This is a genomic window from Mesorhizobium captivum (assembly GCF_033977165.1).
Lineage (GTDB): Bacteria > Pseudomonadota > Alphaproteobacteria > Rhizobiales > Rhizobiaceae > Mesorhizobium > Mesorhizobium captivum.
Genome location: NZ_JAVIJB010000001.1, coordinates 115,244 through 132,939, shown reverse-complemented (window position 1 = coordinate 132,939; position 17,696 = coordinate 115,244). Strand labels below are relative to the sequence as shown.

Annotated in this window: 17 protein-coding genes and 1 tRNA gene; 13 read left to right on the top strand and 5 right to left on the bottom strand. The window is 63.9% G+C overall.

Annotated features, from left to right (window positions below; genetic code table 11):
* Window positions 1-101: 101 nt before the first annotated feature.
* Window positions 102-569 carry an Hsp20 family protein gene (locus RFM40_RS00635; RefSeq protein ID WP_067002526.1) on the bottom strand — a complete coding sequence of 156 codons (468 nt, stop codon included), beginning with the start codon at window positions 567-569 and terminating at the stop codon, window positions 102-104.
* Window positions 570-1,030: 461 nt separating this feature from the next.
* Here RFM40_RS00635 and RFM40_RS00630 point away from each other — a divergent pair, with 461 nt between their 5' ends.
* Window positions 1,031-1,987, top strand: a complete 957-nt coding sequence (locus RFM40_RS00630; protein ID WP_320224778.1) for an alpha/beta hydrolase — start codon at window positions 1,031-1,033, stop codon at window positions 1,985-1,987.
* A gap of 190 nt (window positions 1,988-2,177) precedes the next feature.
* Window positions 2,178-2,636: a styrene oxide isomerase gene (locus RFM40_RS00625; RefSeq protein WP_320224777.1), complete on the top strand. Its 459-nt coding sequence runs from the start codon at window positions 2,178-2,180 to the stop codon at window positions 2,634-2,636.
* Between the two features lie 31 nt (window positions 2,637-2,667).
* Here the strand turns inward: RFM40_RS00625 and hisN are convergent, their stop codons facing one another.
* Both hisN and RFM40_RS00615 read right to left on the bottom strand, forming a co-directional pair.
* Window positions 2,668-3,441 (bottom strand): histidinol-phosphatase, encoded by a 774-nt coding sequence (gene hisN, locus RFM40_RS00620; RefSeq protein WP_320224776.1) that lies wholly within the window; start codon window positions 3,439-3,441, stop codon window positions 2,668-2,670.
* Between the two features lie 306 nt (window positions 3,442-3,747).
* Window positions 3,748-4,689, bottom strand: coding sequence for an N-formylglutamate amidohydrolase (locus tag RFM40_RS00615; protein ID WP_320224775.1), 942 nt, complete (start codon window positions 4,687-4,689; stop codon window positions 3,748-3,750).
* A gap of 164 nt (window positions 4,690-4,853) precedes the next feature.
* Here RFM40_RS00615 and cpdR point away from each other — a divergent pair, with 164 nt between their 5' ends.
* Both cpdR and RFM40_RS00605 read left to right on the top strand, forming a co-directional pair.
* Window positions 4,854-5,216, top strand: a complete 363-nt coding sequence (cpdR, locus tag RFM40_RS00610; RefSeq protein ID WP_006199474.1) for a cell cycle two-component system response regulator CpdR — start codon at window positions 4,854-4,856, stop codon at window positions 5,214-5,216.
* Between the two features lie 115 nt (window positions 5,217-5,331).
* A tRNA-Val gene (locus RFM40_RS00605) sits at window positions 5,332-5,406 on the top strand.
* Between the two features lie 116 nt (window positions 5,407-5,522).
* Here the strand turns inward: RFM40_RS00605 and RFM40_RS00600 are convergent.
* Window positions 5,523-5,738 carry a hypothetical protein gene (locus tag RFM40_RS00600; protein ID WP_059184470.1) on the bottom strand — a complete coding sequence of 72 codons (216 nt, stop codon included), beginning with the start codon at window positions 5,736-5,738 and terminating at the stop codon, window positions 5,523-5,525.
* A gap of 136 nt (window positions 5,739-5,874) precedes the next feature.
* Complete coding sequence (locus tag RFM40_RS00595) at window positions 5,875-7,029, bottom strand: dihydrodipicolinate synthase family protein (protein WP_320224774.1); 1,155 nt, start codon at window positions 7,027-7,029, stop codon at window positions 5,875-5,877.
* Window positions 7,030-7,259: 230 nt separating this feature from the next.
* Between RFM40_RS00595 and RFM40_RS00590 the strand changes: the two genes are divergently transcribed.
* From RFM40_RS00590 to RFM40_RS00550, 9 genes are all read left to right on the top strand, one after another.
* Window positions 7,260-8,312 (top strand): LacI family DNA-binding transcriptional regulator, encoded by a 1,053-nt coding sequence (locus tag RFM40_RS00590; RefSeq protein WP_320224773.1) that lies wholly within the window; start codon window positions 7,260-7,262, stop codon window positions 8,310-8,312.
* Window positions 8,309-9,325 (top strand): Gfo/Idh/MocA family protein, encoded by a 1,017-nt coding sequence (locus RFM40_RS00585; RefSeq protein ID WP_320224772.1) that lies wholly within the window; start codon window positions 8,309-8,311, stop codon window positions 9,323-9,325. The genes RFM40_RS00590 and RFM40_RS00585 overlap by 4 nt, the downstream gene beginning before the upstream one ends.
* Window positions 9,322-10,923, top strand: coding sequence for an acyl CoA:acetate/3-ketoacid CoA transferase (locus RFM40_RS00580; protein ID WP_320224771.1), 1,602 nt, complete (start codon window positions 9,322-9,324; stop codon window positions 10,921-10,923). Before RFM40_RS00585 ends, RFM40_RS00580 begins: the two co-directional genes overlap by 4 nt.
* Window positions 10,916-11,692 carry an enoyl-CoA hydratase/isomerase family protein gene (locus RFM40_RS00575; protein WP_320224770.1) on the top strand — a complete coding sequence of 259 codons (777 nt, stop codon included), beginning with the start codon at window positions 10,916-10,918 and terminating at the stop codon, window positions 11,690-11,692. Before RFM40_RS00580 ends, RFM40_RS00575 begins: the two co-directional genes overlap by 8 nt.
* Before the next feature lie 10 nt (window positions 11,693-11,702).
* Complete coding sequence (locus tag RFM40_RS00570) at window positions 11,703-13,214, top strand: aldehyde dehydrogenase family protein (protein WP_320224769.1); 1,512 nt, start codon at window positions 11,703-11,705, stop codon at window positions 13,212-13,214.
* A gap of 57 nt (window positions 13,215-13,271) precedes the next feature.
* Window positions 13,272-14,525 (top strand): ABC transporter substrate-binding protein, encoded by a 1,254-nt coding sequence (locus RFM40_RS00565; protein WP_126098024.1) that lies wholly within the window; start codon window positions 13,272-13,274, stop codon window positions 14,523-14,525.
* A gap of 126 nt (window positions 14,526-14,651) precedes the next feature.
* Window positions 14,652-15,611, top strand: a complete 960-nt coding sequence (locus RFM40_RS00560; RefSeq protein WP_320224768.1) for a carbohydrate ABC transporter permease — start codon at window positions 14,652-14,654, stop codon at window positions 15,609-15,611.
* Entirely contained in the window at window positions 15,608-16,552 is a 945-nt protein-coding gene (locus RFM40_RS00555; RefSeq protein WP_126098022.1) for a carbohydrate ABC transporter permease, read from the top strand. The genes RFM40_RS00560 and RFM40_RS00555 overlap by 4 nt, the downstream gene beginning before the upstream one ends.
* 23 nt (window positions 16,553-16,575) lie before the next feature.
* A complete protein-coding gene (locus tag RFM40_RS00550; protein WP_320224767.1) occupies window positions 16,576-17,691 on the top strand; it encodes an ABC transporter ATP-binding protein in 1,116 nt (371 codons plus the stop codon).
* Window positions 17,692-17,696: the final 5 nt, after the last annotated feature.

Sequence of the window (17,696 nt, the reverse complement as noted above, 5' to 3'; positions counted from 1 at the left end):
GAGCCAGAAGGGAGCCGTTGCCCATGGCACAAAAAAGCGGCGCCTCTCGGCGCCGCTTTCGTCTCGGGAGGGAGACGTGTCTTACATGTGGAGCGCGCGGGTTACGCGGCGGCCTTGGCCTCGATCTGCTTGGCCTTGTCCGAAGACGAGGTGATCGCGATCTTGCGCGGCTTCAGCTCCTCGGGGATGTTGCGCTTGAGGTCGACGAAGAGCAGGCCGTTCTTCAGCGTGGCGCCCTCGACCTCGACATGGTCGGCGAGTTGGAAGCGGCGCTCAAAGGCGCGCGAGGCAATGCCGCGATAAAGCAGCTCGGAACCTTCGCCGTTGTTCTCTTCCTTGCGCTCGCCCTTGACGGTCAGCACATTGCGGTGCGCCTCGATCGAGATCTCGTCTTCCGAGAAGCCGGCAACCGCCATCGAGATGCGATAGGCGTTCTCGCCGGTGCGCTCGATGTTGTAGGGCGGATAGGTCTGCGCGCTCTCGGGCTGGCCGAGCGTATCGAGCATGGTGAACAGCCGGTCGAAGCCGACGGTCGAACGATAAAGCGGGGAAAAATCAACGTGACGCATGGTGTGTTCTCCTGTTGAGCAACATGGTTTGCGTGTGACCCGGTGCGAAACCCTCGAAAGGCGTCCCGGATAGGCCAGCGGCCCCGACATCGGCGGCCACAATCTCCATTTGGGAAGCGCAAAAGCCCATTTCAAGAACTTTGCGCGATCAACTTCCCTGCGATCTTTGCGTCCGATGAACGCCAGATGAACCGCGGCTTCGGCATCCGTTCAGCCACGCGGCGCTAAGCTACTGCCAACAATGCGGACATGCGGCGCCTCGCACGGCGCCGCGACGAGGCCGAACCGGGTGCAACGTCCCTTCCTCCCGGATCGACAGAGGCCGGAAGCGCACCGCAGGCGCTTCCGGCCTTCCCCGTTCAGCCCAAATCCCAGCAACGCCTTTGCTTTTGGCGCATGGCCGTCTATCACCATGGCAACGCCTGGCCCGTTCGGGCAAAGAACAATCAACGAAGCGCCGAATGACGGACCTTTTCCACCAGACCGAGGGCAATCCTCAGCCCGAAAATGCCGCCGGCGGCTTTTTCATTACCCGCGACGGCAAGAAGATTCGCTATGGCGTCTTCGGCGCGGTCGCCCGCCCGCTGCAGGGCACAGTGGTGCTGCTGACCGGCCGCAACGAGTGCATCGAGAAATATTTCGAGACCATCCGCAACCTCGCCGACCGGGGCTTTAGCGTCGCCGTCCTCGACTGGCGCGGCCAGGGCGGTTCCAGCCGCCTGCTGCGCGATCCCCAGCGCGGCTATGTCCGCAGCTTCCGCGACTACACCCGCGATCTCGAGCAGTTCTTCGGGGAGATCGTGCTGCCGGATTGCCGCGGCCCCTATTACATCCTCGCCCATTCGACCGGGGCGGTTATCGCGCTGCTAGCTTCACCGTCGATGGTCAACCGGGTGCGGCGCATGGTGCTGATCGCGCCCTTCCTGGCCGTGCCCGACTTGCCGGTTTCGATAACCACTGTACGGCGCGTCTGCGCGGTGTTTTGCGCTCTGGGCCTCGGCTGGCTTTATGCCGCCCTGGGGCCGCGCCCGAAATTGCCGACGCCCTTCGAAACCAACAAGGTGACTTCGGATCCTGCGCGCTACCGGCGTAATACCGGCATCTACAAGGCCTGGCCGCAACTGGCGCTCGGCGGCCCTACCATCCGTTGGCTGAAAGCCGCCGCCGAGGCTTCCGATGCGATCAGCGATCCCGACTTCATGGCAGGGATCCAGGTGCCGATGCTCATTGTCGCGGCCGGCGCCGACCAGGTCGTCTCGACCAAGGCCGTGGAATCCTATGCCAGGCAGCTCCGCGTCGGCTCGCTCCTGATGATCGACGGCGCGCATCATGAGATCCTGCAGGAGAAGGATCTTTACCGCGAGCAGTTCCTCGCGGCCTTCGATGCTTTCATTCCTGGAACAGGCGACGCGGTTTGACCGCTTCGCCAGCACACTGGCCTTGCGGGCCAGCGCCATGACCCGTGCGCGAACTTCACGACCCGGTTGGCTTCCCGGCTCGCCGCCATACCGGGCGCGGATTGACGCCTTATTCCTGTTCAGGCGTCGAGCGCTAGGTTGCTGCCTGTAGAGGCCAGGCACCAGTCGACAAAGATCGGGAGAAACGGCCATGAACGCATCGAACACGCTGTCACGTCAGGGGCATCGCCTGCTGCAGATTGGCGTCGTCCTGCTTTTGTTTTCGTCATTCGAAGGCTTCGCTATACCGTACCTCGCCGCACCGCGGCTCGGACTGTCCGCGCACACGCTGAGCGGCCTGCAGGGCGTTCTCATGCTGGCGCTGGGTCTCGCGTGGCCCAGGCTCAATCTCGGCGCGGCGATGTCGCGGGTTGCCTTCTGGTTCCTGATCTATTCGGCCTTGGCCATCCTGGCCGCCTATGTGATGGCCAGCATCTGGGGGGCCGGCAACGAGACGATGCCGCTGGCGGCCGGGGCCTTCCGTGGGAGCGCCTTTCAGGAAGCCGTGATCAAGGTCGTGGGGTATTCGTCCGCGCCGACCGGCCTCACCGCTTTCGCGCTCATTTTGTGGGGCCTGCGTCTCACGGACGCCCGGCCCGCCGGCAGCTGACAGCAGTGTCAGAAAACTGCGCAGCGGTTGCTCAGCCGCGCAGCGCCGCCATCGCCGCGGCGTGCAATTCCGGCGTCGCCGCCGCCAGTATGTCGCCGCCATTTTCCGCCGGGCCGCCCTCGAATGTAGTGACGACGCCGCCCGCCTTCTCGATGATCGGGATCAGCGCCACGATGTCATAGGGCTTCAAGCCGGGATCGGCGACGATGTCGACGCTTCCCGCCGCCACCATGGCGAAGGCGTAGCAGTCCGTGCCGTAGCGGGCGAGCTGCACCTGCCTCTCGAACAGATCGTAGCGCGTTCGCGCCTCGCCCTTGAACAAGGCCGGCGTGGTGGTGAACAGCGTCGCCTGCGAAAGCTCCGTCGTCTTGCGGGTCGCGAGCTTGCGCGGGCCACCCGGACCTTCGTAATGCGAGCCGGAGGCATTGGCGTAGAACAGCTCGCCGGTGAACGGTTGCGACATCAGCCCGGCGACGGCGTCGCCGTCGACCGTCAGCCCGACCAGCGTTCCCCACACCGGCAGGCCGGAGATGAAGGCGCGCGTGCCATCGATCGGGTCGATGACCCAGACATGCCGGCTCGAAATGTTCTCGCTGCCATGCTCCTCGCCAAGAATGCCGTGATCGGGGTATTCCGCCGCTATCAGCGTCCGGATGGCGCGCTCGGCCTCGCGATCGGCCTCTGTCACCGGGTCGAAGCTTTCCGTTTGCTTGTTGGCGACCGCGCCCCGGCTGCGGAAGCGCGGCAAGGTCTCGGCGGCGGCGGCACGCGCGATGCGCCGCATGAAATCGATGCTGACGTCCAACTCACTCTCCCCGTTGCGGCAGCCATCGGCAGCCGCTGTTTCCGCCGGAAGAGAAGCGTGAAAGCCGGGGTCAGGCGCCTTCCCTCCTGTTGCCCCAATGTCACACCTCACCCGCCGAAGCGGAATTTCCACATCATATTGAATTAAAAAACCCTGAAGTCGATTGACATTTGTGCATCGCACAATAGTTTTGTTCTCGGACAGGTTACTCTGTCCATGCCCTCCTTGGGCGTTTCCTCCCTAGACTTCGACCGTGTCGTGAAAACGATGCGGTCTTTTTTTTGGCCGCGAACGGCTGTTTCGCGGTCATTCCGCGGCGAGCGGCAGGTCGATGAAATGATGATCGGGTATCGACATCAGCTCGGCCGAAAACCGCGTCAGGTCGTCAGCAAGCGCGTCGAAGCCGGCCGATTTCTGGAATGTCCGCTCGTTCATGTAAAGCCCGCGATTGACCTCTATCTGCAGCGCGTGGAGATGGCGTGCCGGCCGCCCGTAATGCTCGGTGATGAAGCCGCCGGCATAGGGCTTGTTGTGCGCGACCGCGTAGCCCATGCCCGTAAGCAGGCCGATCGCCGTCTCGGTCAGAGCCGCGGTGGCGGAAATGCCGAAGCGGTCGCCGATGATGAAATCCGGCCGCACCCCATTGTCGCCGACCCGAATGCTGGCCGGCATCGAATGGCAGTCGATCAGCACGGCATAGCCGAACCTGGCATGGGTCCTGGTCAATAGCCGCTTCAGCATCTCGTGATACGGCTTGTAGACGGTCTCTATGCGCGCCACCGCCTCGGAGAGCGGCAGGCGCCCGGGATAGATGTCTAGCCCCTCCCCCACCAGCTTCGGCACGGTGCCGAGCCCGCCCGCGACGCGGGCCGAGCGGATGTTGCAGAAGGACGGCACCGGCTCCGCGAACATGCGCGGATCGAGTTCCCATGGCTCGCGGTTGACGTCGAGATAGGCGCGCGGGAAGTTCGCCGCCAGCATCGGCGCGCCGAGCGCGACGGCACCGCCGAAAAGCTCCTCGACATAGCAATCCTCCGACCGGCGTATGGCGTTGCGGTCGAGCCGCGCCATGGCGAGGAAGCGCTCGGGATAGTGGCGGCCGCTATGCGGCGAATTGAACAAGAAAGGCACGCGTTGCTCGGCGCCCGATCGGATTTCGAAGGGTGGTACGACCGAAAAATCCTCGGCTGCCGTCTTCAATTTGAACGAACCAGGATGAAGCACTGCATCATGTTGCAAAACTGCCATCTTGCGCCCGGCATGTCCAGCATTTCAGCCCCACGAAACGGCTGGCCGCAGCGGCAAAGACAAGGCCAATGTTCACTTGATGTTTACCGTCTCCTCCTCATATACAGGATGGTTAACGGGCTTGCCCGTCGGCAGGCTTGGGGTAGCGATTCGGACGGGACAACATGGCACGCATTCTGCTGGCGGAAGACGATGACGATATGCGCCGGTTCCTCGTCAAGGCGCTGGAACGAGCCGGCTACCAGGTAAGCGATTTCGACAATGGCGCCAGCGCCTATGAGCGGCTGCGCGAGGAGCCTTTCTCGCTGCTTTTGACCGACATCGTCATGCCCGAGATGGATGGCATCGAGCTTGCCCGCCGGGCCACCGAGATCGATCCGGACCTCAAGGTGATGTTCATCACCGGTTTTGCCGCCGTCGCGCTCAACCCCGATTCCAAGGCGCCCAAGGACGCCAAGGTGCTGTCGAAGCCCTTCCATCTGCGCGACCTCGTCAACGAGGTCGAGAAGATGCTGCAGGCCGCTTGAGGAGCCTTCCGGCAAGGCATAAGCGCTTCCCGCCGCTGCGGCAAAACGGAGCCTTCTTTTCTTATTCCTGCTATTGACGCGCCGGACCAAAAATGGTGTATGCGCGGCTTCGGATGGGCGTGTAGCTCAGCGGGAGAGCACTGCATTGACATTGCAGGGGTCACAAGTTCAATCCTTGTCACGCCCACCATCCAGACAAATCCAAAAGAGTAAGGCAATACGGCAGTAGGCAATAGGGCTTCGCCGCTGCGTTCCCGAATTCCCCCGTACTGCCCTACTCTCTTACTGCCCTACTTCCTCATTGAATCATTGCGGTGTCGGATCGGGCGAATGACCGGGATTGCCACCGCCACCGCCGCCCTTACCCTCGCGGCATGGCGCATCGCCGATGCCGCAGCATTTGGCGTTATGGGTAACGTTCGGCTTGATGGTGTCGCAGTCCCTGTAGCTTGTGGTCTTGCAGCCGGCCAGCACAGAAACGGCGATGGCGGCGAGAAAGACTTTTCTTGAAACGATAGTCATATGCGTTCTCCTTGGTGAACTTGGTTCGTTACGCAACGCTTGGTCGCGCTTCGCCACGGAACGGTTCAAAGGAGAGAAAAGGATTTTTATCCGCCGGCTGATCGGCAGCGGCGGGAGAGCCGACAAGGTGTCCAGCTCAGACGCCTGCTACCGCCAAGAAGCTCTTCATCCTGGCGACGGCAAGCTCGGGATCGGCCAGCAATCCTGCCTGGTCGGCGAGGCGAAACACGTCTGCGTAATGGCATATGCCGCGCGCCGACTGCATGCCTCCGACCATGGTGAAATGATTCTGATGTCCGTTCAGCCAGGCCATGAAGACGATGCCGGCCTTATAGTATTCCGTCGGAGCCTCGAAGATCTTGCGCGACAAAGGCACGGTCGGCGCCATCAGCGCGTCATAGCCGGCCCGGTCGCCCGCGCCGAGCCTGGCCAGCGCGGCGTTCGCCGCCGGCGCGATGGCGTCGAAGATGCCGAGCAGCGCATGCGAATGCCTCCTGCCATCGCCGGCGATCAGCTCCGGATAGTTGAAATCGTCGCCCGTGAACATCAGGACGCCCTCGGGCAGGCGGTCGCGCAGCAATACCTCCTTGCCGGTATCGAGCAGCGAGATCTTTATGCCTTCGATCTTACCGGCATGCCGCTCGATAATGGCAATGACCGTGTCGAGCGCGGGCTCGAAATCCCGGCTGCCCCAATAGCCCTTGAGCGCTGGATCGAACATATCGCCCAGCCAGTGCAGGATAACCTTGCCGGAGGCTTGGCTGAGGATGCGGTCGTAGACGCGCGCATAATCGTCCGGCCCCTTGGCCACCGCCGCGAGCGCGCGGCTCGCCATCATGATCGCCTTGCCGCCCTCGCCCTCGATGAAGGCGAACTGCTCCTCATAAGCGTGGATCACGTCGTCCAGCGTCCTTGCCGCCGCCGGCGCCAGATGGTCGGTACCGGCGCCGGAAGCGAGATTGGCACCCTTCATCGTACGCGCCTCGGCGATCGAGCGCCGGATCAGCTCCCTGGCGCTCGCCCAGTCGAAACCCATGCCACGCTGCGATGTGTCCATCGCTTCGGCGATCCGGAAGCCGAGCCGCCACAGATGATGGCGAAACGCCATGGTCCTGTCCCAGTCGACCGCAGCCTGAGACCACGGATCGGTCATGGCGAAGGGGTTGGCGACGACATGGGCCGCGGCATAGGCGATACGCGGGAAAGCCGCGCCGATGACGGGCTCCACCGGTTGGCCGACCAGCCGGTAGCCGACACGGTCGCCACTCTCCGCAGGCAGGATGATGTCCATGCAAATCTCCCTTTGCGGCAGCCTATAAATGGAACGTTCCAATAAATCAAGAACCTTGATGATTTGACAACGGAAGCGATTCAACGCCGCATCCCGACATCAAACTCTTGCATTTGCGGCAAATCCATCAATTTTTTTGAATTGCGTGCGAATCCCGATTGACTCCGGTTTGGTACGATGTTTAGAACGTTCCAATAAATTTGATACCCGAGCATGGAGAACGCACCGACATGGCCAGCCGGGCCAAGGCGACGATCCTGGACATCGCCCGCGAGGCCGGCGTGTCCAAGTCGACGGTATCGCTCGTGCTGCAGGGCAGCGGGCTGATCCGGCCTGAAACCGCGACCAAAGTCCGCAAGGCGATCGAGGATGTCGGCTATGTCTACAACCGCGGCGCCGCCAATCTGCGCAAGGCGCATTCGAACGTCATCGGCATGGTGATCAACGACCTCACCAATCCCTTCTTCGCGGAGCTTGCGGTCGGCATGGAGCGCGTCTTCCAGGCGGCCGGCATCGTGCCCTTCATCGCTAACACGGCGGAAAATCCGGTCCGCCAGGAAGAGGTACTGAAGTCGCTGATGGAGCAGGGCGTCGCAGGCCTGATCGTGTCACCGGCGCGGGGCACCACGCCAGGCGCTTTCCGCCGCATCGAGGCGGCAGGCGTGCCGGTTGTCTTTGCCATGCGCCGCCTGCCCGAGAGCCGCATCCCGGCAATCGCGCCCGACAACCATCGCGGCGCCTTTCTCGCCACCCAGCATCTCATCGCCAAGGGGCATCGCCGGCTGGCCTTCTTCGGCGGCTCCTCGGACCTTGTGGTCTACCACGACCGCTTGGGCGGCTTCCTCGAAGCCTGCGAGACTCACGGCATTCCGGCAGCCGATAGGACCATCGTCGAAGGTGAGACCAGCCGCAAAGGCGGCATGGCTTGCCTGGAGACGGCGCTTGCGTCGCCCGAGTCGCCGACGGCCGCCCTTTGCTTCAACGATGCCGTCGCCTTCGGCGTCATGCTGGCGCTGCGCAAGCGTGGCCTGGAGGCCGGGACGGATTTTGCCGTGGTCGGCTTCGACGATGTCGCCGAGGCCGAACACTACATCCCTGCGCTGACCAGCGTTGCTGTTGACACCGCCGGCCTCGGCGAGCGCGCCGCCCACGTCATGCTGAAGATGATCCAGTCGCGCACGACGCGCGCCGAGGATCATATCGGCGCGGTCAACCTGGCCGTCAGGGAAAGCTGCGGGCCGGACCGCAATGCGCGCGGCGCTGGAATGGGAGACGCCGCATGACGGTGAGATGGGGCCTGATCGGCGCGAGCACGATCGCAAAACAGTTCATGATCAATGCCATTCGCGCTCAAGCCGACGGCGAGGTTGCCGCCGTGATGAGCTCCAGCCCCGAGCGCGCCGAAGCCTATGCCAGGGAAAACGGCATCCCGGCCGCGGTATCTAAGCTCGATGCGTTGCTCCGCACGGACATCGACGCCGTTTACATCTCGACGACCAACGAATTGCACCTCGAACAGGGGCTTGCCGCGATCAAGGCCGGCAAGCATGTGCTCTGCGAAAAGCCGCTGGCGCTGACCAGCGCCGACGCGCGCAAGATGGTTGCGGCCGCGCAGGAAGCCGGCATCGTGTTCGGCACCAACCACCATCTGCGCAACGCCGGCGCGCACCGGGCGATGCGCGAGGCGATTGCCGCCGGGCGCATCGGCAAGCCTGTCGCGGCGCGCGTCTTCCACTCCGTCTATCTGCCGGACAACCTGCAGGGCTGGCGCATCGCCAGGCCCGAAGCCGGCGGCGGCGTGGTGCTCGATATCACCGTCCACGACGCCGACACGCTGCGCTTCGTGCTCGGCGACGACCCGGTCGAGATCGCCGCTTTCACGCAGTCGGCCGGCATGGCGGGTGGTGGACTGGAAGACGGCGCCATGTGCGTCTGGCGCTTCAAGTCCGGCGTCATTGCGCAATCGCATGAAGGCTTCACGACGAAGTTTGCCGGCACCGGCTTCGAGGTGCATGGCTCGGAAGGCTCGCTGATCGCTACCAATGTGATGACGCAGAAGCCGGTCGGCTCCGTGCTCCTGCGTACCGCCTCGGGTGAGGAAGAGCTGAGCTTTGACCGCGAGGACCTCTACACAAGGTCGCTGCGCCAGTTCCACGCTGCCATCCGTGGCGAAGGCCAGCCCTCGGCCACCGGCGAGGACGGCGTCTGGTCGCTGGCAGCGGCCGAGGCGGCTTTGCAGTCGGCGAAGACCGGCAAGACCGTTTCGATCGATCCGAAACTCGGGAGCGGAAATTGAGCAAGATCGTTTCCGCGTCGCAGGCCGCCAGCCTGATCAAGGACGGCATGGTCGTCTCGGTGTCGTCGTCGAGCGGCCTTGGCTGCCCGGACGCCGTGCTTGCCGCGATCGGCGAGCGCTTCGACACCGAGGGTCATCCGAAGGCGATTACCACGCTGCACCCCATCGCCGCCGGCGACATGTACGGCATCAAGGGCATCGACCATCTGGCGAAGCCCGGCCTTTTGAAGCGCACGCTCTGTGGCTCCTATCCGTCCGGCCCCTCCTCCGCCGAGCCGCCGCAAATCTGGAAGATGATCGGCGATAATTCGGTCGCCGCTTACAACGTGCCCTCCGGCATCCTGTTCGACATGCACCGCGAGGCAGCCGCCAAGCGGCCCGGCGTGCTGACAAAGGTCGGCCTCGACACCTTCGCCGACCCGCGCCACCAGGGCTGCGCCATGAATGCGGCGGCCGGCGAGCCGATCGTTTCGGTGCAGCAGTTCGACGGCGAGGAATGGCTCTATTTCCGCGCCATTGTTCCCAACATCTCGATCATTCGCGCCACCACGGCCGACGAGCGCGGCAACCTCACCTACGAGCATGAAGGCGCCTATCTCGGCGGGCTGGAACAGGCACTCGCGGCCCGCAACAATGGCGGCATCGTCATCGCGCAGGTGAAGCGCGTCGTCGAGAACGGCACGCTGAAGCCGCATGACGTGCGCGTACCGGGCGTGCTGGTCGACCATATCGTGGTCGCGCCCGACCAGCTGCAGACGACCCAGACGCCTTACGACCCGGCGATCTCAGGCGAAATCTTCCGGCCGCTATCTTCCTTCCGCACGCCGGAGATGAACATCCAGAAGGTGATCGCGCGTCGCGTCGCCATGGAATTGCGCGACGGCATGGCCGTCAACATCGGCTTCGGAATTTCGGCCAACGTGCCGCGCATCCTGTTGGAGGAAGGCCAGCACGGCAAGGTCACCTGGGTGATCGAGCAGGGCGCCGTCGGCGGCGTGCCGCTGCTCGACTTCAAGTTCGGCTGCGCCTCCAATGCCGAGGCGATCATGCCCTCGCCGCATCAGTTCATCTATTTCCAGGCCGGCGGCTTCGACGCCTCGCTGCTCTCCTTCCTGCAGATCGACCGCCACGGCTCGGTCAACGTGTCGAAGCTGTCGGCACGCCCGCATGTCACGGCCGGCGCCGGCGGCTTCGTCGACATCACGTCACGGGCGAAGAAGATCGTCTTCTCTGGCTTCTTCAACGCCGGCGCAAAACTCTCACTGGCCGACGGCGCCATCCGCATCGACCAGGAAGGCAAGGTCAAGAAGGTGGTCGAAGAGGTCGAGCACATCTCCTTCTCCGGCAAGCGCGCCGTCGCGCAAGGCCAGGACATCACCTATGTCACCGAGCGCTGCGTGATGAAGCTGACACCGGACGGGCTGATGGTGACGGAGCTGGCACCCGGCGTCGACCTCGAACGCGACGTGCTGGCGCAGGCCGAGATTCCGCTTAGCATCGCCAACGACCTCAAGGTGACGCCCGCGTCGCTCTACCAGGACCGGCCGATCGGCCTGTCGCTCAATGGCGGCGCTACGCTCGGAGGTGCGCATGGCTGAGCATCTCGTCACTTTCGAAACCGACGGCGCAGTCGGCATCGTTACGCTGCGGCGGCCGGAAAAGTTCAACCCGCTCGACATCCCGATGCTGCGCGCGCTCGAAGCGGCGCTCGACGAGGCGGAACAGGCCGAAGGCCTCCGCGTCGTGCTCCTCCGCGGCGAAGGCAAGGGTTTTTGCGCCGGGGGCGACGTCGAGGCCTGGGCACAATTAAGCGCCGCCGATTTCCAGGTGCAATGGGTGCGCTACGGCCACCGCGTCTTCGACCGCCTCGCGCGTCTGCGCCAGCCGACTATCGCCGTGCTGTCCGGCCATGCGCTGGGCGGCGGGCTGGAACTGGCGGCCGCCTGCGACTTCCGCGTCGCCGAATCCCAGGTGAAGCTCGGTTTCCCTGAAACCTCGATCGGCGTCGTGCCCGGCTGGTCCGGCACGCAGCGCGCCGTGCGCCGCTTCGGCGCGCAAGTTGTGCGACGCATGGCCATCGGCGGTGAGATTTTTCTGGCGGCCGACGCGCTTCAGTTGGGTGTCGTCGACCGCCTCGTCGAAACCGGCAAGGCATTTGAAGAAGCAAGAGCTTGGGGAGAGAAAATCGCCGAGCGCGGCCCGCTGGCGACCGAGGCCGCCAAGCTGATGATCGGCATTGCCGAGGGCGAGGAAGAGGCCGCCGCGACCGAGGCGCTGGCCAGCGGCTTCATTGCGCTGACCGGCGACCTCAAGGCCGGCGTCGGCGCCTTCAAGGCCAAGCAGAAGCCGGCCTTTTCGAGATCCTAGAGAAGAAACGATGAACGCACCCCTCAAGATTTCCATGCCGGCCGAGGCATCCGCGGCGCCTAAGGCCTACAAGCTTTTGATCGACGGCAAGCATGTCGGTGCCCGCGACGGCCGCACCATCGAGCGCAGCAGCCCCGGCCATGGCTTTGCCGTGTCGCGCTACGCGCAAGCAGGCGCGGCGGAAGTCGAGGCCGCGGTTCAGGCGGCGCACAAGGCTTTCGAGACCGGCCCGTGGCCGCGCATGAAGGCATCGGAACGCGCCGCCGTGCTGCTCAAGGCGGCCGACCTGATCGAAACCCGGCTGGAGGAGATTGCGCGTCTCGACGCGCTGGAATCCGGCAAGCCGATCGCCCAGGCGCGCGGCGAGATCGGCGGCGCCGTCGACATCTGGCGCTATGCCGCCTCGCTGGCCCGCACGCTCTCTGGCGAGAGCTACGCCAATCTCGGCGACACCATGCTGGGCGTGGTGCTGCGCGAGCCGATCGGCGTCGTCTCGATCATCACGCCGTGGAATTTCCCGTTCCTGATCGTCAGCCAGAAATTGCCCTTCGCGCTGGCCGCCGGCTGCACGGCGGTGGTGAAGCCGAGCGAGATGACCTCGGCCTCGACCTTCGTGCTCGGCGATATCCTGCTCGAGGCCGGCCTGCCGGCCGGCGTCGTCAACATCCTCGCCGGGTTCGGCGCCGATGTCGGGGCGCCGATGGTCAGCCATCCGCTGGTCGAGATGGTGTCCTTCACCGGCTCGACGCGGGTCGGCAAAATGACCATGGCCGCCGCGTCCAATTCGCTGAAGAAAGTCTCGATGGAGCTCGGGGGCAAGAACGGCCAGATCGTCTTCCCCGACGCCGACCTCGAGGCGGCGGCTGACGCAGCCGTCTTCGGCGGCTTCTTCAACGCCGGTGAGTGCTGCAATGCCGGCAGCCGGCTCATCGTGCATGAGGCGATCGCCGACGACTTCCTCAAGAGGGTCAAGGCTCTGGCCGAGAAGGTCAGGGTCGGCGACCCGCTCGACGACCGCACCAAGGTCGGCGCCATGATCTCGGCCGACCACATGGAAAAAGTAGCCGGCTATGTTACTGCCGCGAAGACCGACGGCGGCAGCGTCTTCCGCGGCGGCGGGCAGCTCGCCTCCAACGCCGGCCAGTATCTCGACCCGACCATCGTCCGCAACGTCACGGAGGATATGGCCATCGCCCGCGAGGAAGTGTTCGGGCCGGTGCTCTCCGTGCTCACTTTTGAAACGATTGAGAAGGCATTGCACATCGCCAACAACACGCCCTATGGTCTGTCTGCGGGTGTGTGGAGCGCCAGCATCGACACGTGCATGTCGGTGGCGCGCGGTGTGCGTTCGGGGACGGTTTGGGTGAACACGTTCATGGAAGGTTATCCCGAACTGCCTTTCGGCGGCTACAAGCAGTCCGGTCTCGGACGCGAACTCGGCAAACGCGCCGTCGAGGACTATACCGAGGAAAAGACTATCCAGTTTCATCGCGGCCAGCGCACCGGATGGTGGGTCGGCTGAGTTGGGAGACCCTGGCGGCCGTCCGCCGGGATGTGAATGCAACAAGGGAGGTAGTAAATGTTGCGCAAACTGCTTATCGGAACGGCTCTTGCGACGAGCTTTGCGTTCTCGGCGCATGCCGCGGATGTCAAGGAAGTGCAGATGCTGCATTGGTGGACGTCGGGCGGCGAAGCGGCTGCTCTGAACGTGCTGAAGCAGGATCTGGCCAAGGAAGGCTATGCCTGGAAGGACGTGCCGGTGGCCGGCGGCGGCGGCGACGCTGCCATGACCGCGCTGAAGGCGATGGTCGCGGCCGGCAACTATCCGACCGCCTCGCAGATGCTCGGTTACACCGTGCTCGACTACGCCGCCGCCGGCGTCATGGGCGACCTCACCGAGACCGCCAAGAAGGAAGGCTGGGACAAGTCGGTTCCGGCCGCCCTGCAGAAATTCTCCGTCTATGACGGCAAGTGGGTCGCGGCCCCGGTCAACGTCCACTCCGTCAACTGGCTGTGGATCAACAAGGCAGTGATGGACAAGATCGGCGGCGCCGAGCCGAAGACCTTCGATGACTTCATTGCCCTCCTCGACAAGGCCAAGGCTGCGGGCGTCATCCCGCTGGCGCTTGGCGGCCAGAACTGGCAGGAAGCCACCATGTTCGACTCCGTCGTGCTGTCGACCGGCGGGCCGGAATTCTACAAGAAGGCGATGAACGACCTCGATGAAGAGTCGCTCAAGTCCGACACGATGAAGAAGTCGTTCGACAACCTCGCCAAACTCGTCACCTATGTCGACCCGAACTTCTCGGGCCGCGACTGGAACCTCGCCACCGCCATGGTCATCAAGGGCGACGCGCTGGTTCAGGTGATGGGCGACTGGGCCAAGGGCGAGTTCCACGCCGCCAACAAGACCCCGGGCACCGACTTCCTCTGCTACCGCTTCCCGGGCACCGACGGCTCGGTGATCTACAACTCCGACATGTTCGGCATGTTCAACGTTCCGGACGACCGCAAGGCCGCCCAGGTCGCTTTGGCCACCGCCACCCTGTCGAAGAGCTTCCAGTCGGCCTTCAACGTGGTGAAGGGCTCGGTCCCGGCCCGCACCGACGTGCCGGACACCGACTTCGACGCTTGCGGCAAGAAGGGCATCGCCGACCTGAAGAAAGCCAACGAGGGCGGCACGCTGTTCGGCTCGCTGGCCCAGGGTTATGGGGCGCCTCCTGCGGTCGCCAATGCCTACAAGGACGTCATATCGAAGTTCGTCCACGGCCAGATCAAGACCTCGGATGAAGCCGTGACCGAGCTGGTCAAGGCGATCGACGACGCCAAGTAAGCTGCGCTTGAACTTAGGTCTCCCCCGCTCCGGCGGGGGAGGTCACCTGTCGACAAAGATGCGGGATGCACCCTGGCGCACTTTTCGTGCCGGGCCGCTCCCGACCAACCGGGACTGGATGAGCCGATGAGCACAGTTGCCGAAACCCAAATCAAGCTGACACCGGAGCACGACGCCCGCCCCACCGCGACCGTCCGCTCGCGATTGCAGGACCTGTTGCCGAAGATCGTTCTGGCGCCGAGTTTCGCGGCGACGATCGTCTTCGTTTATGGCTTCATCCTGTGGACGATCTATCTGTCGTTCACCAACTCCAAGACCTTCCCGTCCTATGCCATCACCGGCGCCCGCGCCTATCAGCGGCTGTGGCGCTGGACCTTCGAGAGCGACCCGCCGTCGAGCTGGTACACCTCGATCACCAACATGGGGATTTTCGGCTTCCTCTACATCCTGATCTGCCTGGCGCTCGGCCTGTTTCTCGCCATCCTGCTCGACCAGAAGATCCGCGGCGAAGGCATGTTGCGGCCGATCTACCTTTATCCGATGGCGCTCTCCTTCATCGTCACCGGCGTCGCCTGGAAATGGTTCCTCGACCCCGGGCTCGGGCTGGAGCAGACGCTGCATCAATGGGGCTGGACAAGCTTCCATTTCGACTGGATCAAGAACAAGGATTTCGTCATCTATACCGTGGTGATCGCCGGCGTCTGGCAGGCCTCCGGCTTCATCATGGCGATGTTTTTGGCCGGCCTTCGCGGCATCGATGGCGAGATCATGAAGGCGGCGCAGATCGACGGCGCCACCACCTTCCAGCTCTACCGCCGCATCGTCATTCCGCTGCTGCGGCCGGTGTTCCTCTCGGCCTTCATCGTGCTCGCCCACCTTGCCATCAAGTCCTATGACCTTGTCGTGGCGCTGACCAGCGGCGGGCCCGGCGGCTCGGCCTGGCTGCCGTCCAACTTCATGTATGAGTTCACCTTCAAGCGCAACGAGATGGCGGTCGGCTCGGCGAGCGCGGTGATCATGCTGATGACCATCACGGCCATCATCGTTCCGTATCTCTATTCCGAGCTCAGGGAGAAGTCGCGATGAGCGCCGTCACTTCACCCGCCCGCCAGGCCTCAACCGGCGTCCGCGCCAGGATGCTCAACCGCATGGTGATCTACGGCCTGCTCGCGCTGTTCGCGATCTTCTACCTGATGCCGCTCTTCGTCATGCTGGTCACCTCGTTCAAGACCATGGACGAGATCCAGAACGGCAACATGCTGTCGCTGCCGCATGCGCCGACTTTCGCACCATGGATAAAGGCGTGGAGCGAAGTTTGCTCGGGCCTGACCTGCGTCGGCATGAAGGGCTATTTCTGGAACTCCATCAAGATGGTCGTGCCGGCGGTGCTGATCTCGACGCTGCTCGGCGCGCTCAACGGCTATGTGCTGACCAAATGGCGCTTCCGCGGCCACACGCTGGTCTTCGCGATGATGCTGTTTGCTTGTTTCATCCCGTTCCAGTCGGTGCTTTTGCCGATGGCGACCATCCTTGGCAGCATCGGCCGCTTCGGCGCCACCCTGCGGAACGCGACCGGGTTCAACTTCGGCCTCGGCAATTCGACGGTGAACCTGGTCTTCGTCCATGTCGTCTATGGCCTCGGCTTCACCACTTTGTTCTTCCGCAATTACTATGAGGCCTTCCCGACCGAGCTGATCAAGGCGGCGCAGGTCGACGGCGCGTCCTTCTTCCAGATCTTCCGCCGCATCATGCTGCCCAATTCGCTGCCCATCATCGTTGTGACGGTGATCTACCAGTTCACCAACATCTGGAACGACTTCCTGTTCGCCTCCGCCTATGCCGGCTCCGGCGACGTGATGCCGATGACGGTGGCGCTGAACAATGTCGTCAACACCTCGACCGGCGTCGTCGAATACAACGTCAACATGGCCGCGGCGATGATCGCCGCGCTCCCCACCCTGATCGTCTACGTCGTCGCCGGCCGCTATTTCGTGCGCGGGCTGATGGCTGGCGCGGTCAAGGGCTGACCCTATTTTCTGAAGGAACGACCATGGCTTTTTTGGAAATTGATGGGCTGAAGAAGCGCTTCGGGAATGTCGAAATCCTGAAGGGCATCGATGTCGAGCTCGAAAAGGGCGGCTTTCTGGTGCTGGTCGGTCCGTCCGGCTGCGGCAAGTCCACGCTGCTCAACACCATCGCCGGCCTCGAGAACATCACCGAGGGCGAGATCCGCGTCGATGGCCGTGCGATCAACGATCTGCATCCCTCGAAGCGCGACATCGCCATGGTCTTCCAGAGCTACGCGCTCTATCCGAACATGACGGTCGCCGGAAACATCGCCTTCGGCATGGAGATGCGCGGCGTGCCGGCAGCCGAGCGGCAGGCCGCGATCGACAAGGTGGCCAAGATCCTGCAGATCGGCCATCTCCTGCAGCGCAAGCCCAGCCAGCTCTCGGGCGGCCAGCGCCAGCGCGTCGCCATGGGCCGGGCGCTGGTGCGCGACCCCAAGCTATTCCTGTTCGACGAGCCGCTCTCCAATCTCGACGCCAAGCTTCGCGTCGACATGCGCATCGAGATCAAGCGCCTGCATGCGACCACCGGCACCACGATCGTCTATGTCACCCACGACCAGATCGAGGCGATGACGCTGGCGACCAAGATCGCCGTCATGCGCGACGGCGAGGTGCAGCAGTTCGGCACGCCCGCCGAAATCTACAACAACCCGACCAACGTCTTCGTCGCCGACTTCATGGGCTCGCCAGCGATGAACCTGATCCCGGCCAAGATCGGCGCCAATGGCAGCGGCTTGTCCGTCGTGCTCGACCGCGAGGCGCGCCAGCCGATCACGCTGTCGCTTCCCGGCGCGCCGGCCGGTCTTGCGGAGTTCAAGGACAAGCCGGTGATCTTCGGCGTCCGCCCGGAAGCGCTGACCGATCCGGAAGGTGCCGAGCGTAACGGGTCCGAGATCGCCACCGCCGACTGCCACATCGAAGTGGTCGAGCCGGCAGGGTCCGACACCTTCGCCGTCACCAATCTCGGCGGCAAGGGCGTGGTGGCGCGCCTGCGCGCCGATGCCAGGATCCAGCCCGGCACCAGCACGCCTCTGGCCTTCAACCTCAGCAAGGCGGTGTTCTTCGACCCGGCGACCGAGAAGCGCATTCTCTGACAGCT

What these genes read in the sequence shown, in the direction of transcription:
- RFM40_RS00575 (WP_320224770.1), top strand. Translation starts at nt 10,916, where the DNA reads ATGGCTGAGCATCTCGTCACTTTCGAAACCGACGGCGCAGTCGGCATC.
- RFM40_RS00560 (WP_320224768.1), top strand. Translation starts at nt 14,652, where the DNA reads ATGAGCACAGTTGCCGAAACCCAAATCAAGCTGACACCGGAGCACGAC.
- RFM40_RS00590 (WP_320224773.1), top strand. Translation starts at nt 7,260, where the DNA reads ATGGCCAGCCGGGCCAAGGCGACGATCCTGGACATCGCCCGCGAGGCC.
- RFM40_RS00555 (WP_126098022.1), top strand. Translation starts at nt 15,608, where the DNA reads ATGAGCGCCGTCACTTCACCCGCCCGCCAGGCCTCAACCGGCGTCCGC.
- RFM40_RS00565 (WP_126098024.1), top strand. Translation starts at nt 13,272, where the DNA reads ATGTTGCGCAAACTGCTTATCGGAACGGCTCTTGCGACGAGCTTTGCG.
- RFM40_RS00625 (WP_320224777.1), top strand. Translation starts at nt 2,178, where the DNA reads ATGAACGCATCGAACACGCTGTCACGTCAGGGGCATCGCCTGCTGCAG.
- RFM40_RS00585 (WP_320224772.1), top strand. Translation starts at nt 8,309, where the DNA reads ATGACGGTGAGATGGGGCCTGATCGGCGCGAGCACGATCGCAAAACAG.
- RFM40_RS00635 (WP_067002526.1), bottom strand. Translation starts at nt 569, where the DNA reads ATGCGTCACGTTGATTTTTCCCCGCTTTATCGTTCGACCGTCGGCTTC.
- cpdR (WP_006199474.1), top strand. Translation starts at nt 4,854, where the DNA reads ATGGCACGCATTCTGCTGGCGGAAGACGATGACGATATGCGCCGGTTC.
- RFM40_RS00600 (WP_059184470.1), bottom strand. Translation starts at nt 5,738, where the DNA reads ATGACTATCGTTTCAAGAAAAGTCTTTCTCGCCGCCATCGCCGTTTCT.
- RFM40_RS00630 (WP_320224778.1), top strand. Translation starts at nt 1,031, where the DNA reads ATGACGGACCTTTTCCACCAGACCGAGGGCAATCCTCAGCCCGAAAAT.
- RFM40_RS00615 (WP_320224775.1), bottom strand. Translation starts at nt 4,689, where the DNA reads ATGGCAGTTTTGCAACATGATGCAGTGCTTCATCCTGGTTCGTTCAAA.
- RFM40_RS00550 (WP_320224767.1), top strand. Translation starts at nt 16,576, where the DNA reads ATGGCTTTTTTGGAAATTGATGGGCTGAAGAAGCGCTTCGGGAATGTC.
- RFM40_RS00570 (WP_320224769.1), top strand. Translation starts at nt 11,703, where the DNA reads ATGAACGCACCCCTCAAGATTTCCATGCCGGCCGAGGCATCCGCGGCG.
- RFM40_RS00595 (WP_320224774.1), bottom strand. Translation starts at nt 7,029, where the DNA reads ATGGACATCATCCTGCCTGCGGAGAGTGGCGACCGTGTCGGCTACCGG.